At 69.3% G+C, this 23,025-nt stretch carries 18 protein-coding genes, 1 tRNA gene and 2 pseudogenes; 17 read left to right on the top strand and 4 right to left on the bottom strand.

The genetic code is table 11. The annotated features are described in order from the left end of the window. From GRI72_RS14760 to GRI72_RS11290, 3 genes are read left to right on the top strand one after another with little or no spacing between them, the layout of a single operon-like run. A complete protein-coding gene (locus tag GRI72_RS14760) occupies positions 1–2,313 on the top strand; it encodes a molybdopterin cofactor-binding domain-containing protein (RefSeq protein ID WP_160734038.1) in 2,313 nt (770 codons plus the stop codon). Further along, entirely contained in the window at positions 2,310–3,332 is a 1,023-nt protein-coding gene (hemH, locus tag GRI72_RS11295; protein ID WP_337191180.1) for a ferrochelatase, read from the top strand. The genes GRI72_RS14760 and hemH overlap by 4 nt, the downstream gene beginning before the upstream one ends. A gap of 43 nt (positions 3,333–3,375) precedes the next feature. Then, positions 3,376–4,791 (top strand): cytochrome P450, encoded by a 1,416-nt coding sequence (locus GRI72_RS11290; protein WP_160734036.1) that lies wholly within the window; start codon positions 3,376–3,378, stop codon positions 4,789–4,791. 44 nt (positions 4,792–4,835) lie between these two features. On the opposite strand, the gene GRI72_RS11285 is transcribed toward GRI72_RS11290, so the two are convergent. Then, positions 4,836–4,994, bottom strand: coding sequence for a DUF1674 domain-containing protein (locus GRI72_RS11285; RefSeq protein ID WP_160734035.1), 159 nt, complete (start codon positions 4,992–4,994; stop codon positions 4,836–4,838). A gap of 55 nt (positions 4,995–5,049) precedes the next feature. Between GRI72_RS11285 and GRI72_RS11280 the strand changes: the two genes are divergently transcribed. Further along, positions 5,050–6,294 (top strand): RsmB/NOP family class I SAM-dependent RNA methyltransferase, encoded by a 1,245-nt coding sequence (locus GRI72_RS11280; RefSeq protein WP_160734034.1) that lies wholly within the window; start codon positions 5,050–5,052, stop codon positions 6,292–6,294. A gap of 10 nt (positions 6,295–6,304) precedes the next feature. Here the strand turns inward: GRI72_RS11280 and GRI72_RS14600 are convergent, their stop codons facing one another. Both GRI72_RS14600 and GRI72_RS11275 read right to left on the bottom strand, forming a co-directional pair. Beyond that, on the bottom strand, positions 6,305–6,646 hold the full coding sequence (locus GRI72_RS14600) for a hypothetical protein (RefSeq protein ID WP_202389084.1): 342 nt from the start codon (positions 6,644–6,646) through the stop codon (positions 6,305–6,307). A gap of 41 nt (positions 6,647–6,687) precedes the next feature. Then, a pseudogene (locus GRI72_RS11275) lies at positions 6,688–6,900 on the bottom strand (plasmid stabilization protein); the annotation flags it as partial. Between the two features lie 232 nt (positions 6,901–7,132). Here GRI72_RS11275 and GRI72_RS11270 point away from each other — a divergent pair. After that, the gene (locus GRI72_RS11270; RefSeq protein ID WP_160734032.1) at positions 7,133–7,291 is read left to right on the top strand and encodes a hypothetical protein; all 159 of its coding nucleotides are present in this window, start codon (positions 7,133–7,135) and stop codon (positions 7,289–7,291) included. A 19-nt stretch (positions 7,292–7,310) separates the two neighbouring features. On the opposite strand, the gene msrA is transcribed toward GRI72_RS11270, so the two are convergent. After that, positions 7,311–7,850 (bottom strand): peptide-methionine (S)-S-oxide reductase MsrA, encoded by a 540-nt coding sequence (msrA, locus tag GRI72_RS11265; protein ID WP_160734031.1) that lies wholly within the window; start codon positions 7,848–7,850, stop codon positions 7,311–7,313. A gap of 107 nt (positions 7,851–7,957) precedes the next feature. On the opposite strand from msrA, the gene GRI72_RS11260 reads away from it, so the two are divergent. From GRI72_RS11260 to GRI72_RS11210, 12 genes and pseudogenes are all read left to right on the top strand, one after another. After that, positions 7,958–8,806, top strand: a complete 849-nt coding sequence (locus GRI72_RS11260; protein WP_160734030.1) for a class I SAM-dependent methyltransferase — start codon at positions 7,958–7,960, stop codon at positions 8,804–8,806. 49 nt (positions 8,807–8,855) lie between these two features. Beyond that, entirely contained in the window at positions 8,856–9,707 is an 852-nt protein-coding gene (aguB, locus tag GRI72_RS11255) for an N-carbamoylputrescine amidase (RefSeq protein WP_160734029.1), read from the top strand. Next, positions 9,704–10,210 carry a 2-amino-4-hydroxy-6-hydroxymethyldihydropteridine diphosphokinase gene (gene folK, locus GRI72_RS11250; protein WP_160734028.1) on the top strand — a complete coding sequence of 169 codons (507 nt, stop codon included), beginning with the start codon at positions 9,704–9,706 and terminating at the stop codon, positions 10,208–10,210. Before aguB ends, folK begins: the two co-directional genes overlap by 4 nt. 24 nt (positions 10,211–10,234) lie before the next feature. Beyond that, a tRNA-Lys gene (locus tag GRI72_RS11245) sits at positions 10,235–10,310 on the top strand. A 121-nt stretch (positions 10,311–10,431) separates the two neighbouring features. Next, the gene (locus GRI72_RS11240; RefSeq protein WP_160734027.1) at positions 10,432–11,355 is read left to right on the top strand and encodes a LysR family transcriptional regulator; all 924 of its coding nucleotides are present in this window, start codon (positions 10,432–10,434) and stop codon (positions 11,353–11,355) included. A 165-nt stretch (positions 11,356–11,520) separates the two neighbouring features. Further along, positions 11,521–14,535: a TonB-dependent receptor plug domain-containing protein gene (locus GRI72_RS11235; RefSeq protein ID WP_160734026.1), complete on the top strand. Its 3,015-nt coding sequence runs from the start codon at positions 11,521–11,523 to the stop codon at positions 14,533–14,535. Positions 14,536–14,681: 146 nt separating this feature from the next. After that, positions 14,682–16,781 carry a S9 family peptidase gene (locus tag GRI72_RS11230; RefSeq protein WP_160734025.1) on the top strand — a complete coding sequence of 700 codons (2,100 nt, stop codon included), beginning with the start codon at positions 14,682–14,684 and terminating at the stop codon, positions 16,779–16,781. A 48-nt stretch (positions 16,782–16,829) separates the two neighbouring features. After that, positions 16,830–18,044 carry a DUF819 family protein gene (locus GRI72_RS11225; RefSeq protein WP_160734024.1) on the top strand — a complete coding sequence of 405 codons (1,215 nt, stop codon included), beginning with the start codon at positions 16,830–16,832 and terminating at the stop codon, positions 18,042–18,044. Further along, positions 18,044–18,472 (top strand): annotated as a pseudogene (locus tag GRI72_RS15020) (Type 1 glutamine amidotransferase-like domain-containing protein); the annotation flags it as partial. The gene GRI72_RS11225 and the pseudogene GRI72_RS15020, both read left to right, overlap by 1 nt. Positions 18,473–18,497: 25 nt before the next feature. Then, positions 18,498–18,698, top strand: coding sequence for a hypothetical protein (locus GRI72_RS14755; protein ID WP_237487110.1), 201 nt, complete (start codon positions 18,498–18,500; stop codon positions 18,696–18,698). A gap of 563 nt (positions 18,699–19,261) precedes the next feature. Beyond that, positions 19,262–22,027: a TonB-dependent receptor gene (locus GRI72_RS11215; protein ID WP_337191179.1), complete on the top strand. Its 2,766-nt coding sequence runs from the start codon at positions 19,262–19,264 to the stop codon at positions 22,025–22,027. A gap of 80 nt (positions 22,028–22,107) precedes the next feature. Continuing rightward, a complete protein-coding gene (locus tag GRI72_RS11210) occupies positions 22,108–22,992 on the top strand; it encodes an alpha/beta hydrolase (RefSeq protein WP_160734022.1) in 885 nt (294 codons plus the stop codon). Positions 22,993–23,025: the final 33 nt, after the last annotated feature.

Genomic DNA, 23,025 nt, shown 5'->3' with positions numbered 1-23,025 from the left:
GTGGCGATCAGCCGCCGCGGGGTGCTGGTCGGCGCCGCGGTCGGCGGCGGGCTGGTCGCGGCATGGGCGCTGCGGCCGCGCACTTTCGCCGATCCGCTGGCCCCCGGGCGCAACGAACATGCCTTCGGCGCCTGGCTGAAGATCGCGCGCGACGGGGTCGTTACCGTCGCCGTGCCGCAACTGGAAATGGGGCAGGGGGTCACGACCCTCCTGCCGCAAGTCGTCGCGCAGGAACTGGGCGCGGACTGGCGCCAGGTCGCGGTCGAGCCGGCGCCGGTCAGCGGGGCCTATGCCAATGTCCCGCTCGCCGCGCGCTGGGCGCCGCTGTGGATGCCCTTCCTGCCCGGACTCGCCGATCGGGCCGACGGCCTCTTCGCGCGCCGGTTCGCCGAATCGACCCGCTTCACCGCCACGGCCGACGGGACCACGCTGGCCGCGTTCGAGATGCCCTGCCGCGAGGCGGCGGCCAGCGCCCGCGCGGCGCTGTGCATGGCAGCCGCCGCGCGCTGGGGCGTGGCGTGGGAGGAATGCGAGGCGGCGGCCGGCTTCGTGATCCACGACGACAAGCGGGCCAGCTTCGCCGCGCTCGCGGACGAAGCGGCTGCGATGGCCCCGCCCGATCCCCCGCCGTTGAGGGCGCAGCCGCCGGCCGAGGCGCCGATCCCGGGGGAGGCCGATGCCGCGACCTCGCACCCCCGGCTGGACCTGCCGGCGAAGGTGGACGGCACGTTCCTGTTCGCGGCCGACGTGCGCCTGCCGGGAATGGTCTATGCCGCGATCAAGCACGGCCCCGCAGGCGGGGCGGAGCTGACCGGTTTCGACCCGCGCGCCGCCCGCGCGATCGACGGGCTGGTCCAGGTGGTGGAGGGCAAGCGCTGGCTGGCGGCGGTGGCGACCAACTGGTGGGCCGCCGATCGCGCGCTCGCCGCGATGAAGCCGCGGTTCCGCGTCGCCGCGCCGCTCGAAAGCGCGCGGATCGGGGAACGGCTGGACGATGCCGTGCGGCGCGGGGCCGGCACGATGGTCGCCGTGCGCGGCGAGGCGTTCGACTGGGGCGCCGGGCCCGGCGAGGGGCCGGACCTGGCGCTGCGTTACGACGTCGCGCCGGGGGGCCATGCCACGCCCGAGACGGCCAGCGTCACCGCGCGCTTCGCCGACGGGCGGCTGGAACTGTGGATGGCCAGCCAGGCGCCCGAGCGCGCCCGCCAGGCCGCGGCCGAGGCACTGGACATCGCGGCGTCGAGGGTGATCCTCTACCCGATGGCCGCGGGCGGCAGCTTCGACCGCCGGCTGGAGCATGACCACGCGATCGAGGCCGCGCTGATCGCGCGCGAGGTGGGGCAGGCGCGCGGGCAGCCGGTGCAACTGGTCTGGTCGCGATGGGAAGAACAGCTCGCCGGGCGGCCCCGCGCGCCGGTGGCCGCGATCGTATCCGCGCGCATGGTGCCCGGGGGGGAGGGGCGTCTGGCCGCGCTCAAGGCCCGCGTCGCGGTCCAGCCGGCCGCGCGCGAATTCGGCCGCCGCCTGTTCGACAACCGGACCGCGGCCGCCGCCCTGGCCAACAGCGCGGGCGAAGCCGACGCGCTGGCGGTGGAAGGCGCGATGCCGCCATACGACATCGCGCAGATCGCGGTCGAACACGTGCCGGCCGATACCGGGATGCCGGCCGGCCGCCTGCGCGGCAATGCCCATGGCTATACCGCCTTCTTCGTCGAGAGTTTCATCGACGAGGTGGCGCAGCGCCACGGGCGCGAGCCGCTGTCGTTCCGGATGGAGATGCTGGGCGACGATCCGCGGCTGGCCGAGTGCCTGCAGCGGGTCGCGCGGCTGGCCGAATGGGACGGGGGCCAGGCGCAGAGCGGCAAGGGCCTGGCCTGCCACGCGATGCACGATCCCGCGCGCGACGGGGCGGCGGGCGGCGGGCGGATCGCCTGCATCGCCACGGCCCGGCAGGAAGAAGGCGGCGTGCGCGTCTCGCGCCTGGCCGCCTGCGTCGATATCGGGCGGATCGTCAATCTCGACCTCGCGCGCCAGCAGGTGGAAGGCGGGCTGGTCTTCGGCATGGCGCAGGCGCTGGGGGCCGCGATCTCCTATGCGCGCGGCCTGCCCGACCAGCGGCGGCTGGCGGACATGAACCTGCCGGCCCTGGCCGACGTGCCCGAGATCGCGGTCGATTTCGTGGACAGCGCCGCGCCCCCCTTCGACCCCGGCGAGCTGGGCGTGGCCGTGGCCGCGCCGGCGATCGCCAATGCGCTCCATTCGGCGACCGGGCTTCGCCTGCGGCGTCTTCCCCTGCTATCGGAGGGCCTGTGACCTGGAAGAATCAGCAATTGCCCGGCGACCACGCGCCGGTGAAGAGCGGCGGCATCGGCGTGCTGGTGGTCAACCTCGGCACGCCCGACGCGCCCGATACCGCCTCGGTCCGGCGTTACCTGGCCGAGTTCCTGTCGGATCCGCGGGTGGTCGAGCTGCCGCGCCTCCTGTGGCAGCCGATCCTGCGCGGGGCGATCCTGACCACGCGGCCGAAGGAAAGCGCCCATGCCTACCGCCAGGTCTGGACCGAGGACGGTTCGCCGCTGGCGGCGATCACGCGCGAGCAGGCGCAGGGCCTGCAGCAGCGCCTGGGCGATAGGGTGCAGGTGCGCTGGGCCATGCGTTACGGCCGCCCGGCGATCGGCGACGAGCTGGCGGCGCTGATGGACGCGGGGTGCGAGCGGATCCTGCTCGCCCCGCTCTACCCGCAATATAGCGCGGCGACGACGGCCACGGTTGTGGACAAGGCTGCGGACAAGCTGCGGACAATGCGTTGGCAACCGAGCCTGCGGACCCTGCCCCCTTATCACGACGATCCGCATTACATCGATGCGCTCGCGCGCGATCTCGGCGCGCAGCTCGACGCGCTCGACTTCGTGCCCGAAGTCCTGCTTCTCAGCTTCCACGGAATGCCGGAGCGGACCCTGCGCCTGGGCGATCCCTACCATTGCCATTGCCGCAAGACGGCCCGCCTCGTGGGCGAGGCGCTGGGGCGCGCCGACCTGCGGATCGAAACGACGTTCCAGAGCCGTTTCGGCCGCGCGAAATGGCTGGAGCCGGCGACCGACGCGGTGCTGGAGGAAGAGGCGCGGCGCGGAACCCGGCGGCTGGCGGTGGCGGCGCCGGGGTTTTCCGCCGATTGCCTGGAAACGCTGGAGGAGCTGGCGATCCGCGGGCGCGAGCAGTTTCTCGAGGCGGGGGGAGAGCGGTTCGCCGCGCTCGCCTGCCTCAACGCGCGCGAACGGGGGATGGCCATGCTGGAGGCGATCGTGCGGCGCGAACTTGCGGGGTGGATTTAGCCGGGCGAACTACTTACACTGCGGTAAGTAGGGAGACTCGACAATGGCCACGCTTGCACCCGACGCGCCTGCACCGGACGGCGCATCGCCCGCCGAAGGGGCAGCGCCCCGCCTGCGCCACTGGCGCGAAGGCGTGCTGAGCGAAGCGGACATCGCGCATATCCCCGGCGAAGGCGGCCTGCCCGTGATCGGCAATACCCTGCGGATGCTGGCCGATCCCCATGCCTTCACCCGCCGCATGGTCGACACCTACGGCCCGGTCTATCGCAACAAGGCCTTCGGCGGGTGGAACGTCGCGCTGGTCGGGGCCGACGCGAACGAGCTGGTCCTGTTCGATCGCGACAAGCTGTTTTCCAGCGAACAGGGCTGGGGCCCGATCCTCGATCGCCTGTTCCCGCGCGGGCTGATGCTGATGGATTTCGACCATCACAGGGCCGATCGCCGGGCGCTGTCGATCGCTTTCAAGCCGGGGCCGATGCGGCATTACGCGGGCAGCCTCAACCGCGGCATCGCCCAGGCGGTGAAGCACTGGGGCGGCAAGCCGATGCGGTTCTACCCCGCGATCAAGGCGCTGACGCTCGACCTCGCGGCGGACAGCTTCATCGGCATCCCCTGGGGGCCGGAAGCCGACCGGATCAACGCGGCATTCGTGGACATGGTCCAGGCCTCGGTCGCGCCCGTGCGGCGGCCCCTGCCGTTCACCCTGATGCGGCGGGGCGTGAAAGGGCGGGCGTTCCTGGTCGATTATTTCACCCGCGAGACGCTGCGCCGCCGGGCCGAGGGCGGCGGGCAGGACATGTTCAGCCAGTTCGCCACCGCCACGCGCGAGGACGAGAGCCTCCTGCCGGTGGACGAAGTGGTCGATCACATGAACTTCCTGATGATGGCCGCGCACGACACGATCACGTCCTCCGCGACGACGCTGGTCCAGCTCCTGGCGCGACACCCCGACTGGCAGGAGCGCCTGCGCGCCGAGATCGTCGCGATCACCGGCGGCGGGGGCGACATCGACTATGCCGACCTGGGGAAGCTGGAACTGACCGAAATGGCATTCAAGGAAGCGCTGCGGATGATCCCGCCGGTCCCGTCCACCCCGCGCCGCGCGCTCCGGGCCTTCGAATTCGGCGGCTACCGCATTCCGGCCGGCACCCCGGTGGGGATCAACGCGCAATACGTCCACCACATGGAGGAACACTGGCCCGATCCCCAGCGGTTCGATCCGCTGCGCTTCACGCCCGACCAGGTGAAGGCGCGGCACAAATATGCCTGGGTCCCCTTCGGCGGCGGCGCGCACATGTGCCTGGGGCTGCACTTCGCCTACATGCAGGTGAAGATCCTGATGGCGCAGGTGCTCACGCGGTATCGGATCGAGATCGAGCCCGGCTATGCGCCCGAGTGGCAGGCCTGGCCGATCCCGCGCCCGAAAGACGGGCTGAAGGTGACCTTCCGCTCGCTGTGAATAGGGCAGCTTCCGCCGGCGCCGCCCGGCCGGGAACCGGCCGATCAGAAATCGATCGCGATCCCGTCCTTCACCCAGTCGCCGTAGCGGGTGGGGCTGAGCGTCTCGCGCTCCTGCGCCGCCCGGGGCGCCGGTGCCGGCTCGTTGGTCCAGTGGGCCGGCCGGGTGAACGGGGCCGGCCGTTTCGTCGCGCGCTTGGTCATGGCGCGAAGATGCGCCCACTGGCGCGCGGTTTCAAGCGCAGCTAGGGCGCGGGGCATGGCCCAACCCCCCGGCATCCACGCGCGCCGCGCCGCGCTCCGCCTGCTCGACGCCGTCCTGCGCCGGGGCGAGACGCTCGACCAGGCCTTCCCCGGCGCCACTGCCGACGTGCGCCGTCCGCCGGACAAGGCGCTGGCGCGGGCTATCGCCAGCGAGGCGCTGCGCTGGCTGGTCGATTGCGATGCGCTGATCGACGGGGCGACCCGCCAGGTCCTGCCCGCCGATGCCAAGGCGCGCGCGGTGCTGCGCCTGATGCTGGCCCAGTGGCTGCGCCTCGGCACCCCGCCCCACGCGGTGATCGCGACCGGGCTGCCGCTCCTTTCCGGCGGGCCGCGGCGGCTGGCGCACGGGGTGTTCTCCACCCTCGTGCGCGCGGGCGCGGCGCTGCCCGATGCGCCCGGCCTGCCGCCGGCCGTGGCCGCGCGCTGGGGCGCGCGCGCCGGGGCCATCGCGCAGGGCCTGGCCGAGCCGCCCCCGCTCGACCTCACCCTGCGCGATCCGGCCGCGACGGCGCGCTGGCAGGTGGAACTGGGCGGAGAGAGCCTGATGCCCGGCCACGTGCGGCTGCCGCGCGGCACGGCGGTGGAGGACCTGCCCGGTTTTGGCGACGGCGCCTGGTGGGTCCAGGACCTTTCCGCCTCGCTCCCCGCGCGCCTGCTCGGCCCGGGGGAGGGGCGCCACGCTCTGGACCTGTGCGCCGCGCCGGGCGGAAAGACGCTCCAGCTCGCTGCCGCAGGCTGGCAGGTCACCGCGCTCGACATATCGAAGCGGCGGCTGGAACTGCTGCGCGCCAACCTGAAACGGACCGGGCTGGCGGCGGGCGTGGTGCGGGCGGATGCCCTGGCGTGGGAGCCGAAGCACCGGTTCGACGCGATCCTGCTCGATGCGCCCTGCACCGCGACCGGCACGGCGCGGCGACACCCCGACGTGCTGCATCGCGTGACCGACCGGCAGATCGCGGAAATGGCCGAATTGCAGGCGAAGCTGATCGAGCGCGCGGCCGCCTGGCTCAAGCCCGGTGGCACGCTGGTCTATGCGACCTGTTCGCTAGAGCGCGCGGAAGGGGAGGAGCGCGCCGCGGCGGTCGCGCTGTCCCCCGTGCCGGTCGAGGCAGCCGAACTGCCCGGCCCGCTGGCGCCCGACGCCGACGGGCACGTGCGGACCGACCCCGGCATGATGGCCGGGGCCGGGGGGCTGGACGGGTTCTTCATCGCGCGCTGGCGCAAGCCCGCGGGCGAATAGGGGAGCGGCCTCAGGCCGTCATCTTCGGCGGTTCGACGGCGATCGCGCCGGGTGGCGGCACGCCTTCGGCCGGGTCGTCGGCGGACGCGGCGTCCTCGGCATCGAGGCTCGCGACTTCGACCGTCTCGCGCGGCGGTTCCGCGCGGTTGGCGACGATCCAGATGTTCGCGCCATCGGGATCGATCCGCTCGAGCCGGCAGATGAACCTGTCGCCTTCGAACAGCTGCGCCCAGCGCCCGCGCGCTTCCTTGCCCGCGATGCTGAGCGCGCCGGTCGCGTTGCGCGCTTCGAACTCGATCCGCTTGGCCACGCCGTGGCGATCGTCTTCGTAGACAAGCTTGTAGGTATGCATCGATCCCTCCTTGGGGGAATTCAGGGAGGGGATCAGTGGCTCTTCTTGCCGCCCTTGCGGGAGCTTTCGTTGCTGTCTTCCTTGCCACGGCCGGAGCCGGACTTGTTGCCGCCGCCCGATTCCTTGTTCACCGTGGCCCAGGCGCGGCGTTCGGCCTCGTCTTCCGAGACGCCCCGTTCCTCGTAGCTTTCCTCGATATGCTCGGCCTTGCGCTTCTGCTTGTCGGTATAGCTGCTCTTGTCGCCTTTCGACATCGCGATCCTCCTTGGTTGGCCCCGTCCAAGCAAAGACCCGCGTTCACGGGAATGTCAGCGCGCGGCGCGGAAAATCGTTCCGTTTCCGGAGGCTGCAGACCGGGCAATATTTGATGCCTGTCGCTCGCCGCCGAAATGGAGTATGAAGGTGCCATCGCAGGCACATCGCACGGCCAGCCTGCGGCTGAGAGACGTCCCACCGCGCTCCCGCCACCGGCTCATGGAGCGCCCGATGTCGATTTTCACGATAGTGCTGTTTTGCCTGTTCGTCCTCTTGCTTGCCTGCGTGATCGCGGAATGGCTGGCAGTCGGGTGGACCCCGCTGCGCAGCCTGCGGTCGCGGTTACGCATTCGCCCGCGCCGGCCGTTCCGCCGGCGCAAGATGGACTAGACCGGCCGCCGGCCGCGCCTCAGTCGCGGACCTTGGCGGCGAAGCTCTTGCGCAGCTTCATCAGCTTGGGCGGGATCACCGCGAGGCAATAGGGGTTTCGCTGCCCCTCGCCTTCCCAGTATTCCTGGTGGTAATCCTCGGCCGGGTACCATTCGGCCGGGCCCTCGATCGTCGTCACCGCTTCCTTGCCCGGGTGATCGGCGTTCCAGCGCGCGATCGCGGCCTCGGCCTCGGCCCGCTGGCCGTCGTCGAGCGGGAAGATCGCGCTGCGATACTGCGTGCCGACGTCGTTGCCCTGGCGGTTGAGCTGCGTCGGATCGTGGGTGCCGAGGAAGACGTCGTAGATCTCCGCCAGCGAGATCGCCGCCGGGTCGTAAGTGACCCGCACCGCCTCGGCATGGCCGGTCTCCCCGCTGCAGACCTGCTTGTAGGTCGGATCGGCGACCGTGCCGCCGATATATCCGCTTTCCACTTTCTCCACGCCGATCACGTCGCGGAAAACCGCCTCGGTGCACCAGAAACACCCGCCGGCGACGATTGCCTGCTCGCTGCTTGCCATGTTCGTACCTGCTCCTTTGCCGGGCGAGATAGGGAGCGCGTGGCCGCTTGTCATCGGCGGCGACGGGCCTAGAGTGGCGCAGACCGTCTCTCGGGGGAGATTTTCCGATGCGTTTCCTGCTTGCCGCCGCCGTTCCTTTTGCCGCCGTCTCGCTGGCTGCCATGGCCGCGCCCGCCCAGGCGCAGGAACAGGGGGGCGCCGAGGGCGCCGACCACCGCGCCGCGATCGAGGCCGCGCTCGCCCATCCCGGGCGGGCGGACGATCGCGCGCGCGACGCGCACCGCCACCCGGCCGAAACGATCGCGTTCTTCCGCATCGCCCCCGACATGAAAGTGGGCGAATATGCCCCCGGCGGCGGCTGGTACTCGCGCGTCCTCGGGCATTACCTGGGGCAGGAGGGCGAGCTGGTCGGCCTCTACTTCACGCCCGACGCCGGGCCCTTCGATGCCGAGCGGCAGGCGGGCATCCGCGAGGGCGCGGCCGGCTTCGCGGGGAAGGTCGCCGAATGGACCGGCCGGCCCGAAGCGAACTTCGCCGGCATGACGCTCGACGCGGCGACCGACGCGGATCGCGGCACGTTCGACCGCGTGCTGGTCGTGCGGATGCTGCACAACCTGATGCGCTGGAACAGCGCCGACAGCGAACTGAAGGCCATGCGCGACCTGCTCAAGCCCGGCGGAATGCTCGGCATCGTCCAGCACCGCGCCAAGGCCGACGCCCCGGCGGACTATGCCGACGGCAGCAAGGGATACCTGCGGCAGGAAGACGTCGTCGGCTTCGTCGAGGCGCTCGGCTTCGAGCTCGTCGCGGCGAGCGAGGTCAACGCCAACCCCGCCGACAGCGCCGATCACGCGCGCGGAGTGTGGGAAATGCCCCCGACGCTGGCGACAGAGCGCGCCGAGCTGGAAGGGCTGGGCGAAAGCGACCGGATGACCTTGCTGTTCCGCAAGCGCTGAACGTCGCCGGGCGTGGACTCGACCCCGGCGCCCCGGTAACGGGCGGGGCATGAGCGAAATCGTCGTATCCGCGCTGCAGCTGGATCTCTCGTCGCACGACGAGCGGACCAATATCGATGCCGTGGCCGCCCTGGTGGAACAGGCCGCGGGCGAGGGCGCGCAAGTGATCCTTCCGCCGGAGCTGTTTTCCGGCCCCTATTTCTGCAAGGTCGAGGAAGAGGAACTGTTCGCCGCGGCCCGCCCGACGCGCGAGCATCCTTCGGTCATCGCGATGCAGGCCCTGGCGGGAAAGCTCAACGTGGCCATCCCGACCAGCTTCTTCGAGCGCGACGGGCACCATTACTACAACACGCTCGCCATGATCGGCCCGGACGGCGACATCATGGGGACATACCGCAAGAGCCACATTCCCGACGGGCCGGGGTACGAGGAAAAGTACTATTTCCGCCCGGGGAACGACGGGTTCAAGGTGTGGGACCTGTTCGGCACCCGCATCGGCGTCGGCGTGTGCTGGGACCAGTGGTATCCCGAAAGCGCGCGGGTCATGGCGCTGATGGGGGCGGAACTGCTGTTCTACCCGACCGCGATCGGTTCCGAGCCTTACGATGCCGATCTCGACACCAGCCGCATGTGGCGCCGCGCCATGCTCGGCCACGCGGTGTCGAACTGCATGCCGGTGGTGGCGGCCAACCGGATCGGGAACGAGGACGGTCAGGCCTTCTACGGGCACAGCTTCATCACCGACGAATGGGGCGACATGCTGCAGGAATTCGGCGCCGCGGAAAGCGGGGCCCTGGTCGCGCGGATCGACCTGGCGCGCGCGGCCCGGCATCGCGCGGGGATGGGGTTCTTCCGCGATCGCCGCCCGCAGCTCTACGGTCGCATCTGCGAGGACGTGTGACCGATCGTCCGGCGCGGCATCGCTATATCGTCGCGCTTGGCTCCAACGTCCGCCACAGCGTCCACGGCCCGCCGCGCGCGGTGCTCGCGGCCGCGCTCGAGCGGCTCGCCCGGCGCTTCCGCCTGCTCGCCGCCTCGCCGGTGATCGTCAGCGCGCCGCTGGGGCCCTCGCGCCGGCGCTATGCCAACGGGGCGGCGCTGGTCGCGGCCGACATTCCGCCCCCGGCCATGCTGGCGGCGCTGCAGGACATGGAGCGCGCCTTCGGCCGCCGCCGCCGGGGGCAGCGCTGGGGCGCGCGGGTGCTCGATCTCGATCTCGTCCTGTGGAGCGGGGGGGCGTTCACGGCCCCCGGGCTGGTCGTTCCGCACCGCGCGTTCCGCGGCCGGCCTTTCGTGACCGGCCCCGCCGCCGCTGTCGCCCCGGCCTGGCGCGACCCGGTTACCGGGCTGACGCTGCGCCAGCTGGATGCGCGCTTGACCCGGCCGCGCCCCCTGCCTAGTTGACGCGCCTCGGCACGACGTGTCCGTGGGCCCTTAGCTCAGTCGGTAGAGCAACTGACTTTTAATCAGTAGGTCGCTGGTTCGAACCCAGCAGGGCTCACCACCCCCTCCTTCGCAAAAGCATCGCGGATTTGCCCGGCGGCCGGCGTCCCGGTAGGCGCGGATTGACGCCTCGCGGCATTTTCCCGAAGAGCGGCACGAGCGGGGCTGGCGGAAGGGGGCCGATGGAACTCAAGTGGCTGGAGGATCTCGAGGCGCTTGCGCGGATCGGGCATTTCGCGCGGACGGCGGAAACGCGCCTGATCACCCAGTCGGCGCTGAGCCGACGCATCCAGGCGCTCGAAGGGTGGGTCGGCGTGCAGCTGGTGGACCGGACCAAGCACCCTATCGCGTTGACCACGGCCGGTCGCGAGTTCCTCGATGCCAGCCGGAAGATCGTGGACTGGGCCTACGACGCGCAGGAGCGCGCGGGCAGTTCGGCGCGCATGTCGAAGGATTCGATCACGATCGGATCGATGCACACGCTCTCGCTCTATTTCCTGCCCCGGCTGATCGCCTCGCTGACGCAATCGGTCGGCCGGCTGTCCTCCTCGATCGAGACGGTCCCGCGCAATATCGACGAGTATCTCTACAACCTGCGGACCGGGGTGAGCGATTTCTACGTCGGCTACCTCCACCCCAATATCAACTTCGACGTCGATCCCGACCAGTACCCGCGCCTGCTGATCGGGACCGATCGCCTGGTGCCCTGCGCCAGCGACCCGGCGATGTTCGAACGGCTTTCCGATTCCTGCGACGAGCCGATCCCCTACCTCGCCTTCCACCCCAGTTCGATCACCCACAAGATCGTCAAGGGCTGCCTCGACCGCGCGCCTTTCGGCAAGCGGCTCGACATCGTCTATCGCGCGACCCTGGCCGAGGCGCTGAGCGCGGCCGCCACTCTCGATCTCGGCATCGCCTGGCTGCCCGAATCGCTGCTGATGGGGCCGGGTGCCGCCAGCGCGCTCCATGTCCACGACGGGCCATGGTGCGAGCCGCTCGACATCATCATTGTCCGATCGCGCGCCAACGAACGACCGATCGTGAACCGCATCTGGGCCGAGTTGGAAGAAAATTACGCAACCGGCCATCGGGCCGCTGATGGTTGAAATCGCGGGATAAAGTCGGCCGAGGGCCGGGCGCGCCTGCGCCGGGAGCGATCGTGATGCGAAAATCGCATCACGATGCGCCGATTACGAATTGGCCTAATGCAGGCGCGTGAATAGGGTCCCCGCCCTTGGGATCGGACGGCATTCAAGCACCAAGGGGGGAATATGCGGAACAACTTTGCACTGCTGGGCCTGGGCGTATCGGCCCTGGCCCTCTGCGGCCATGCGGGCGTCGCGGCACAGGAGAGCGCGGGGCAGAGCCTGCCCGCCGGGCAGGAGGCCGAGGCGGCATCGACAGGCAACGAGATCGTGGTGACCGGCACCCGCCTGCGCCGGAGCGCGGCGGACTCCCCCGTCCCGCTGCAGGTTCTCGGGGCCGAGGGGATCGAGGAAACCGGCACCGGCGACCTTTACGAGGCGGTCGAGCTGCTCCCCGGCGTCAGCGGCGGGATCACGCCCGAAGGCAGCGTGTCGAGCGTGCAGTCGAGCGGGCTGTCGACCATCAGCCTGCGCCGCCTGGGCGACAACCGCACGCTGACCCTGATCGACGGGCGGCGCGCGGTGTCCAATTCGGGCAACTCCGACCGCGTGAGCCTTTCGACCATCCCCTCCGGCTTCGTCGAGCGGGTGGAGGTGACCACCGGCGGTGCTTCGGCCATCTACGGTTCGGACGCGGTGGCCGGCGTGGTCAACATCATCCTGAAGGACGACGTGGACGGCCTCGAGCTCAACGGCCGCATCTCGACCCCGGAGGCAAGCGGCGGCGAGGAATACCGGATCGAGGGCCTGTGGGGCACGCGCTTCGCCGACGATCGCGGTTACCTGATGCTGAGCGCCAGCTGGCGGGACGAGAACGGCATCAGGGCCGATGCCACGCGCCCCGAATCGGTCGCCGCGCTGGAGTTCAACAGCCCGGCCTCCCCCGCTTCGGACGCCTGGGCGGGCGAGACCTGCAACAACGATGATCCGGACTTCCACTGCCTGCTGCCCGATGCGTCGATCTCCACCCCCGGCGGCGTGTTCGAAGGCGATGCCTGGTACAAGGACGGGCAGTGGTTCAACGACAAGAGCCTGCGCCCGTCCGACCGGCCCGAGGGGTCGGACTTCCTGTCGGACCACGACGGTTACGATTTCCGCACCGGCCGCACGCTGCGGCCCGAGCGCAAGGTCCTGACGCTGGGGCTTCATTCGACGTTCGAGGTTTCGGACGTGACCGAGTTTACCGTCTCGGCGCTCTATTCCGATGTCTCGTCGCGCTACTACACCGGCTATGAAACGCTGAACGACAACGACTCCTACGGCCTGCTCGATGCCTTCAGCCTCGGCAACCTGCCGAGCGACCATCCGTTCATCCCCCCCGAAGTGGCGGAAACGCGCAGCGGCAGCGTCTCGTTCGACCGCCGCGTGGTCGAACTGGGCGAACAGCAGCGCTACAACGAACGGCGCACCTATCGCCTCGCCGCCGCCTTCGACGGGCAGATGACCGACAATGCCGAGTGGAGCCTCTATGCCACCTACGGCCATTTCTCCCAGGCGCAGGAAAACCCGAACGAGCTGAATTTCCGCCGGGCGAACTGGGCCCTCGACGTCGAGCCCGACGGCAATGGCGGCTTCCAGTGCGCCAGCGCCGAAGCGCGCGCCGACGGCTGCGTGCCGCTCAACATCTTCGGCGAAGGCTCGATCACCCAGGCCGCCGCCGACTATATCCGCTACAACGGCTATGGCGAGCAGACCCGCGACCAGGTCACCGCCGGCGGTTACATCAGCGGCGATTTCGCCAATGTCATGGGCATGGAACTGCTGTGGGCCGCGGGCGCCGAGTTCCGGCACGAGGAACAGGATACCTTCGGCGACCCCGACGGGGACCTGGTCGGCGGGATCGACGGCGATCCGGCGACCGACGACGTGCTGGTGACCTCGCTGTCCTCCTTCCCGTCGATCGCGGCCGATTACCAGGTCTTCGAGTTCTTCGGCGAAGCGGATCTCGAGGTCATTCCCGATCGCCTGCGCCTGCAGGTGGCCGGGCGCTACGGCGATTACACCACCGTGGGCGGCGTCTTCAGCTACAATGTCGGCGGCGTCTTCAACGTCACCGACGACTTCCTCGTCCGCGGGCAATATTCGCGTTCGCAGCGCGCGCCCAACATCACCGAGTTCTTCTCCCCCCCGCGCCCCGACGCGGACGACCTGACCGATCCGTGCGAAGGGCTCCTGCCCGACGGGTCGGGGCTGTCGCAGCCGCGCAGCGTCGGCGGCGAGAACGTGGACCTGGCGGTCGTGCGGGCGAACTGCCTGTCCGAACCGGGCATCCAGGCCTATTTCGCGCACCCCGACTACGAGGCCGGCGATCCGTTCGATCCCGGCGGCTCGGTCCAGGGCCCGAACGCGGGCAACAACACGCTGAAGGAAGAAACCGCCGACACCTGGACCGCCGGCTTCGTCTACCAGCCCAACTGGTCGGGGCGGAACCTCTCGCTCATCGTCGACTACTTCAAGATCTCGATCGACGACGTGATCTCCTCGGTCTCGACGCAGAACACGGTGGACCTGTGCTATGCCTCGGACAGCTTCCCCGACAACAAGTTCTGCGACGTCATCACGCGCAACCCGGTGAGCGGCGAAGTGTCCCAGGTGATCAACCGGGTCGAGAACCTCGTCAGCGAAGTGGTGGAGGGTGTCGATGCCCAGCTGAACTGGCGCCGGATCGACCTCGGCGTCCCCGGGCTGTTCGACATCGACCTGCGCTACTCGCACTATTTCAAGGACGAGCAGTCGTTCCTCGACCTGGTCGGCAACGAGATCACCAACGACTACCTGCCCTATATCGGCAATCCGTCGGACGAACTGCTGCTGAAGATCGGCTATCGCCTCGACGGCTTCCGCCTGTCCTACACGATGACGTACGAGAGCGGGGGCGTGGACGATCCGGTCAACTTCCCCGAGCCGGGCGACCTCGAGTACTACGCGATCGGCGGGCAGGATTTCCACCGGATCTACGCCGCTTACGACTTCGGGCCCGGCGAGCGGTTCCGCGTCTATGGCGGGGTCAACAACCTGTTCGACACGATCGGCAAGATCTACCCGACCGGGACCCTGGGGGGCAGTTCCTACAACATCAACCACTCGCTGGCCGATTCGGTGGGCCGCGAATTCTACCTCGGCCTTCGCGCCCGCTTCTGAGGCGGTAGCCGGGCGTCGCAGGTTTCCGGCGGGTATCGCCGGGGCCTGCGCCGCGCCCCGGCCCGCCCCGCGCGCGTGTGCCCGTGATGGCGCGGCGACGGGTGCGGCTCCGCGGGCGGCCCCGGGGCGCCGGAATGGAGATCACGATGATGCTACCCGCCGTCCGCCTTGCCGGGCTCGCCGTCCTGCTGGCCTGTTCCATCCAGGCCCCGGCGCGTGCGCAGCCGGGCACGGCGGCTGCCGCGGCGACGGACCGGGCGCCGCAGCCCGCGCCGATGACCGCGGTCGACATGGTCGAGATCGCGACCCTGTCGCAGCCCTCGCTGTCGCCCGACGGGAATGTCCTCGCCTATCTGAAGGACGATCTCGACTGGCGGCGCAACCGCGTGGTCGACCGGCTCGTCCTGCGCGAGGCGGCGAGCGGCGAACCGATCGAGCCGTTCGCGCCGGAAAGCTGGCGCGAGGACATCGACGCGATCGCCTGGTCGCCCGATTCGCGCAGTTTCCTGACCTTGTTGGAGCGCGAGGGGGACGAGCACGACCAGGTCTATCGCTTCGATCTCGCGTCCCGCCAGCTCACCCGCCTGACCCGCCATCCGGTCGATATCGACAACGTGACCTGGGCGCCCGACGGGGCGGGGTTCTATTTCGAAAGCGACGAGGCGGTAGACGACGACGACTGGTCGCTCGACCCTTACGAGCATCGCCCGTTCGAGGAGCTGTTCTATTACGACATCGCGCGGGACGCCTATCACCGCGTGGTGAGCGCGGACACGGTCATCCTCGACTACTCGGTCGCGCGGGACGGTGCCTTCCTGCTGGTGACGATGCGCAAGGCGCTGCCCAAGAACGAGAAGGAGACGAACGAGGTCTGGCTCGTCTCGCGCGAGGGGCCGGTCCGCCAGCTGACCGACAACGCCTTCCAGGAACGCGACGCGCAGCTATCGCCCGACAACAGCCGGTTCGCCTTCATCGCCGAAGTCGACGCGGGCGGCCGTCTCTACCACGAGGACAATCTCTTCGTGCAGGACGTGGGATCGGACACCCCGCGCCTGCTGTTCCCCGACATGGCGGTCGAGGTCCTGCAGTTCGCATGGGACGCGAGCGGCGAGGGCCTGTTCTTCCTCGGCAATGTCGGGCTGACGACGCAGCTGTTCCACTGCGACCTGGCGACCGGCGCCGTCCGCCAGGTCACCCGGGGCGAGCACCAGCTGAAATCCTGGCGCTACGATCATCGCAGCGGGCGCCACGTCGCCCTGCGCGCCGATGCGCGGAGCCCGGGCGATGTCGTCTCGATCGATCCCGACAGCGGCGCGATCGCGGTGCTCAGCCCCGAGTTCGCCGACTTTTCCGCCCGGTTCGCGCTGCCGCGGCAGGAAGCCTTCCGCTGGACCGCGCCCGACGGGCGGGAGATCGAGGGCCTGCTCGTCCGTCCGCTGGGGCACCGCGCGGGCGAGCCTTTCCCGCTCGTCACGATCTCGCACGGCGGGCCGCGCAGCTCGGTCAATTTCGGCAGCTGGCAGGTCTCGCGCTATCTCCCGGTCCTGGCGGGGGAGGGCTACGGCGTGTTCCTGCCCAACTATCGCGGCGGGACGGGATACGGCGATGCCTTCATGCGCGACATGGTGGGCAATTACTTCAACAATTCGGACGACGACATCCTTGCCGGGATCGATGCCCTGGTCGAAGCCGGGCTGGCCGATCCCGAGGCGCTGATCGCGATGGGCTGGAGCGCGGGCGGCCACATGACGAACTGGCTGATCGGGCAGACCGACCGCTTCGTCGCCGCTTCGTCCGGCGCCGGCGCGTCGGACTGGGTATCGATGTACGGAGAGAGCGATTTTCGCCGCAACCGGACTTTCCACTTCGGCGGGCCGCCATGGGCCGAGGATGCGCCGTTCGAGGTGTTTCGCCGGACCTCGCCGGTCACCCATGCCTGGCGCGTGAAAACGCCGACGCTGTTCTTCAGCGGGGAGAACGACGAGCGGGTGCCGCCGACGCAGGGCCTGATCATGTATCGCGCGCTGAGCGACCTGGGCGTGGAGACGAAGCTCTACCTGGCGAAAGGCGAGCCGCACAATTTCCGCCGCCCGCGCAACCAGCTGTTCAAGATCAACCGCGAACTGCAATGGTATGCGCGACATCGCGGCGCGGACTATGTACCGGTGCGGCCGGAACTGGCGGCCGGGCCGGTGCCCGAGGACACGGACGCCGGCGACGGGATCGAGGGAGAACCGGCCGGCTAGGCCGCGGGCCCGCCGCGGCCGCGGAGAGAACGAGAGGACGGGGCGCAGATGATTGACAACGACATTGCCATTTTCGGCCTGCTCGCGGCCGTGCTGGCCGCGGTCTTCTACACCCGCGGCCTGGGCGGCGGATGGCAGAAGTTCTACACTTTCGTGCCGATCGTCCTCGTCTGCTACCTCGTCCCCTCGCTGATGGCGACGTTCGGCCTGATCGACATGAGCGATTCCTCGCTCTGGCCGATCGCGCGCGACGCCTTCCTGCCCGCGGCGCTGTTCCTGATGTGCCTGGGGATCGATCTCGGCGGCATCCTGCGCCTGGGGCCGAGGGCGCTGATCATGTTCTTCACCGCCACGATCGGCATCGTCATCGGCGGCCCGATCGCGCTGTGGATCGTCGCCTCGTTCGACCCGGAGATCCTGGGCAGCGGTGCGACCGCGGCCTGGCGCGGCCTCGCGACCGTGGCGGGCAGCTGGATCGGGGGCGGCGCGAACCAGACCGCCATGCTCGAAGTCTACCAGTACGCGCCGGAAAACTACGCCGTGATGGTCGCGGTCGATATCGTGGTGGCCAATATCTGGATGGCCTTCCTGCTCTACGGCGCGGGTCGGCCGCAAGTGTTCGACCGCTGGCTGAAGGCCGACACGTCGGCGATCGACGAGCTGCGATCGCGGATGGAAACCTTCACCGCCTCGGTCGAACGGGTGGCCACGGCCGGCGAGTTCATGGTCCTGCTGGGCATCACCTTCGCGGTGGTCGGCCTGTGTCACGTGCTCGGCGGGGCGGTGGCCGGCGTGTTCGAGGGGGCGCTGGGGGCGGATTCGACGCTGGCCAGCGACTTCCTGTGGATCGTGGTTTTCGCCACCACGCTCGGCCTCGTCGGCAGCTTCACCCCGATGCGCGCGTTCGAGGGGATCGGGGCGTCGAAGTTCGGCACCGTGTTCATCTTCCTGCTGGTCCTCGTCATCGGCACCAAGATGAACCTCCTGCAGCTTTCCGAAGCGCCCGAGTTCATGGCCGTGGGAATCATCTGGATGTTGATCCACACCATCCTGCTGTTCGTGGTGGCCAAGATCATCCGGGCGCCGTTCTTCTTCATCGCGGTGGGCAGCAAGGCCAATGTCGGCGGCGCCGCCTCCGCGCCGGTCGTCGCCGGTGCCTTCCACCCCGCGTTGGCGCCGGTGGGCGTGCTGCTGGCGGTGCTCGGCTATGCCGTGGGCACTTATGGCGCGATCCTGTGTGCGGAACTGATGCGGGCGATCTGATGGCGCCCGGCACGCCGGCCCGCGCGCCAGGGCGCAATTTCCTCGCCATCAGCGATTCGTCGTCGTTCTTCGTTGCCGGCTGGAAAGAACCCGCCTGCCTGCGTTACCTGGTGGAGATGGCCGGCGTGTCGCGGCCCACGATCGTCTTCGTCGGGGCGGCCAACGGCGATTGCGCGAACAAGCAGGCCCAGTTCTTCCGGCTGGCCGAGCGGGCGGCATTCGTCCCGCGCACGCTGAGCCTCTTCGCGCTGGCCGACGACCGGCCGGAAACGTTCTTCGCCGGCGCGGACGCGATCTACGTCGATGGCGGGAGCACGCGCAACCTGATCGCGCTGATGCGCGAATGGGGTGCGGACCGGGCGCTGATCGACGCCTATCGCGCGGGGGTGCCGGTCGCCGGGGCAAGCGCGGGGGCCAACCTGATGTTCGAATGGGGGGCTGACCGATTCCGTCGTGACCCGGATCGATCCGATCCGGGGCCTGGGCGCGATACCGGGAACGGTCTCGGTCCATCATTCCACCCGCCCCGACCGCGCGCGGGCTCTCGCGCGGCACATGGCCTGCCAGCCCGAAGGGGCGGCCGCCTGCCTGCTCGACGACGGCGAGTTCGCCCACTTCCGCAACGAGAAGCTGCTCGCCCGCCACGCGATCTGACCGCGGGCAGGGGCGCGCGTGCGGCGCAAGAGCCTGTCGGACTCCGACACTCCCGACAAAGTTCTGTCCTACCAATTGTGCTAGTCCACCTGTCGTCACGGCAGCGTGCCGTTCCGGATGGGCAAACCGTGACGGAAGTTCTCGGTTGCAAGGGCGCTGCTCCGGTGCAGGCTGCGGATCGAAGGCCGGGAGCCAGCGCGTCCCGTCGTCCGGTCGCAACGCGGCTGCCCCGTCGGTGCAGTGCCCGCCATGCGCGAAGATGGGCGGCGTGCCGGCGCGAAAAGGCAGCACTCGGCAAAGTCTCGCGCCATGGCAGTTCCGCTTCGCGACCCCTCTGGTGCGGCACTATTGGCATGACCAATCTGTCGTATCAGGTTTGAAAAAGTGGTTGACATGATGGGTCCGCCCGTTATCCCGGCTCGCAATAACGAGATGAGGAGGGGAATTTGACGACTTTCACAGCACACCTGCGCGCCCAATCCGGCCAGGGCCTGGCTTCCCGGCTGCTACGCGGCTGCGCCATCTGCGCCCTTGCGCTGCCCGCGGCCGCTCATGCACAGGACGTGGGCGAGCCCGAAGGCCAGGCGGCCGAAGTTGCCGCCGAGGACGAAAACGTCATCGTCGTTTCCGGTCTCCGCCAGACCATTCGCGATTCGATCGAGACCAAGCGCGCCGCGACCGCGATCGTCGATGCCCTTTCGGCCGACGACATCGGCGATATCCCGGCGATCTCGGTCGGCCAGGCCATCCAGACGATCACGGGCGCGACGACCCACCGCGAGAAGGGCGACGCTTCGGAGATCGCGCTGCGCGGTCTCGGGCCCTTCCTCAGCAACGCGACCTTCAACGGGCGCGAGGCGTCCAACGGCAGCGGTGACCGCTCGGTCAATTTCAACCAGTTTCCTTCCGAGCTGATCAACCAGATCACGATCTACAAGTCGCAGCAGGCCAGCCTGGTCGAAGGCGGCGTGGCCGGCACGATCGAGCTGGGCACCCTGCGGCCGCTCGATTTCGGGCGCACCCGCCTGCAGGGCGAGATCAAGGTCAACTACAACCCCTACCAGGACCGGATCGTGGGCGACGGCGGCATGGGGTGGCGCGGCACGCTCAGCTACGTGGACCAGTTCGAGCTGGGCGGCCTCGGTGATTTCGGGGTCTCGATCGGATACCAGCGCCAGCGCACCTCCAATCCCGAGGAGACGATGGCGGGCAGCTCCACCTGGCGGGCCTGCGACGACTCGGTCGATGTTGCGGGCGTCTGCCGGCAGGTGTCCAACGCCGAGGCCAATGCCGGCACGCCCTTCTACATCGTGCCCAACGCCCTCGTCTTCCGCCAGATCAGCGAGGAGGACGAGCGGGACGCCGTGTTCGGCGCGGTGCAGTGGCAGCCTTCGCCGACGGTCGAGGTCAACCTCGATGTCCAGTACTCCGACCGCTACATCAACGAGGACCGGAGCGACTTCAACTTCTCGGAACTTCCGCTGGCGCTGCAGAACCGCGAAGTCGATCCGTCCGGCTACCTGCGCTACGTCGAAGGGGCTTCGTCGCTCGAATCGACCTCGACCTTGCAGGAGCGGACCGAGGAATACCTTGGCGGCGGGCTGGAAATTGCGGTCGACGTGTCGGACCGGCTGCGCCTGGTGGGCGATGTCTCCTATTCGGATACGCGCCGTTTCGACCAGGTTCGCAGCACCCGGCTGCGGACCGATGCCCTCGACATCTACGGCAATCCAACGCCGGTCGGGAACCAGAGGGTTTCCTACACCTACGATGCCCGCGATTCGTTCGCGCCGGTGTTCACCATCGATCCGCGGTTCGATGTCAACGACTGGTCGCTGTTCAGCGACGACGCCCGGCTGCGCCGCGACGAGCGCGAACGGAACAACACGATCTGGGCCGGGCGCCTCGACGCATCCTACGAGCTCGAAGGCTTCCTGTCGGCCTTGCACGCCGGCGTCCGCTACAGCCAGCAGACGTACGCCGACCATACCGACCGGGTGCAGTTCACCCAGGGCGACCGCGCGGTCGATCGCGAAGTCAACCTGGCGTGCCGGACGCAGTTCCCGCAGCGCGATTTCCTCAGCGATGCACCGGGCGACCAGTTCTCGAGCTGGGCGACCTTCGACCCCGTCTGCCTCTTCCGCGAGTACCTGGGCACCGAGGACCCGGGGCCGAGCGACGACCTGCGCAGCATCGGCAACACCGACATTACCGAGGACGTCTGGGCCGGCTACATCATGGCCGAGTACGATCACGAACTCGGTTCGATGCCGGTGCGCGGCAACTTCGGTGTGCGGGTGGTCAACACGGCCGTCACCTCGCGCGGCCTGCGTTCCGGTCTCGACGTGATCGATAACGGCGACGGTTCGATCCGGCTGGAGGAAACGGGCGATTTCGAAGACGTCGTGATCGAGCACGATACCACCCGCATCCTGCCGAGCGTGAATGCGATCTTCGAAGTTTCCCCCGAGGTCCAGGTGCGAGCGGCGGTCTACCGCGCGATGTCGCGTCCGGCGCCCAGCGCGCTGACGGCGGGGCGCTCGATCCAGCTCGAGGACGGAACGTCGTTCACCGACGTGGCCGACGCGATTCGCGGGATCCAGGCATCGGGCAGCCCGCGGCTGGAGCCGCTGATGTCGTGGAACGGCGATCTCGCGGTGGAATGGTATCCCAATGCCGACACGATCCTGGCCGGCACGGTCTATTACAAGAAGTTCTCCGGCGGCTTCCAGCCGGTGATCTTCAACGAGGATTTCACGATCGACGGCCAGACCGTGAACGTTCCGGTCACGCAGACGCGCAACAGCGACGACAAGTCGCGCATCTACGGGCTCGAGGTCACGGCCGCGACGCGTTTCTCGTTCCTGCCGGCCCCGCTCGACGGGCTGGGCACGAAGATCAGCTACAACTACGCGGACTCCAATTTCGAAACGCAGGACGTGCGGCTCGGCGATATCTATGATCCGGTGACCGAAACGGTCGAGCCGGGCATTATCCCGCCCGCCAATATCTCCGGCTATTCCAAGCACGTTCTTTCGGCCCAGGTCTATTACGATCTCGGCCCGGTGAACCTGCAGGGGATCTACAACTACCGCTCGCAGTACTTCCAGGATTTCGTGGGCGGGAACGCGCAGTTGCGCTACGTTGCCGGGAACGAGACGTTCGACCTGCGCGCCTCGATCGACCTGATGCGCGGCGTCTCGCTGCGTCTCGAGGCGCTGAACATCACCAACGAGCCCAAGATCACCTATATGCCGGTGGTGGGCAGCACGCGGCAGTACCACTACTACGGGTCGAAGTACTTCCTCGGCCTGCGGGTCAAGATGTGAGGTCGGCCATGGGCATGCGGCGGGGCGTTTCGGCATGGACGGGGAAGGGCGCCCTTCGGGGACCGGCCCGGACCCGGGGGGTGCTGGGGGCATGTGCGCTCGCGCTGCTGCTGCCCGCCCCGGCCGCCATGCCTGCCGCCGCCCGGGCCGAGACGGCGGCGCGCGCGCAGCCCTCGCAGATCCATCGCGACGTCGTCTACCGCACGGTGGACGACGTGGAACTGCGCCTCGACGTCTATCGCAGCCCGACGGCAGACGAGGGGCCGGCGCCGGTGGTGGTCTATTTCCACGGGGGCGGCTGGGCCCGGGGCCAGCGCCCTGAAAGCTGGAAGGGTTTCAGCCCGTTCCTCGGCGCGGGGTTCTCGGTCGTCGCCGTCCAGTACCGGCTTTCCGGCCAGGCGCGGGCGCCGGCAGCGGTGCAGGACGTGCGCTGCGCGATCCACTGGATCGGCAGCAAAGCGGCCGAATATGGCTTCGATCCGGATCGCATCGTTGCCTATGGCACCTCTGCCGGGGGGCACCTGGCCCTGATGGCGGCTTACCTGCCGCAGGATAGCGCGATCGACGTCCCCGAATGCCGCGGGGCGCCGCGGGTGGCCGCGGTGCTCGACTTCTACGGTCCGGCCGACCTGACGCGGATCGTGCCCGAAGGTTCGCCGCGCCATCCGACGGTCGCGCGCTGGGTCGGCGACTATCCGGGCGCCGCGGCAATGGACGCCGCCATGTCGCCCGCCCGCCATGTGGGCGAGAACACCCCGCCCACGCTGATCGTGCACGGCGATCGGGACAAGGTCGTGCCGATCGCGCAGTCGTTCCTGCTTCTCGAGGCCCTCCAGGGGGCGGGCGTGGCATCCGAACTGCTCACCGTCCCCGGCGGCGGGCACGGAAAGTTCGACACGGCCGCCCGGGCGGAAATCGTCGATCGCGCGCTGGCCTTCCTGCGCGCACAAGGCCTCGCCGACTGAGGCTGCCGATACCCGTTCCGACGGCTGCCGACG

Origin of the sequence: Pelagerythrobacter marinus, assembly GCF_009827515.1 — a bacterium.
Taxonomy (GTDB): Bacteria; Pseudomonadota; Alphaproteobacteria; order Sphingomonadales; family Sphingomonadaceae; genus Pelagerythrobacter; species Pelagerythrobacter marinus.
The sequence above is the reverse complement of the archived record's forward strand: the minus strand, read 5'-3'. Positions and strand labels throughout refer to the sequence as shown.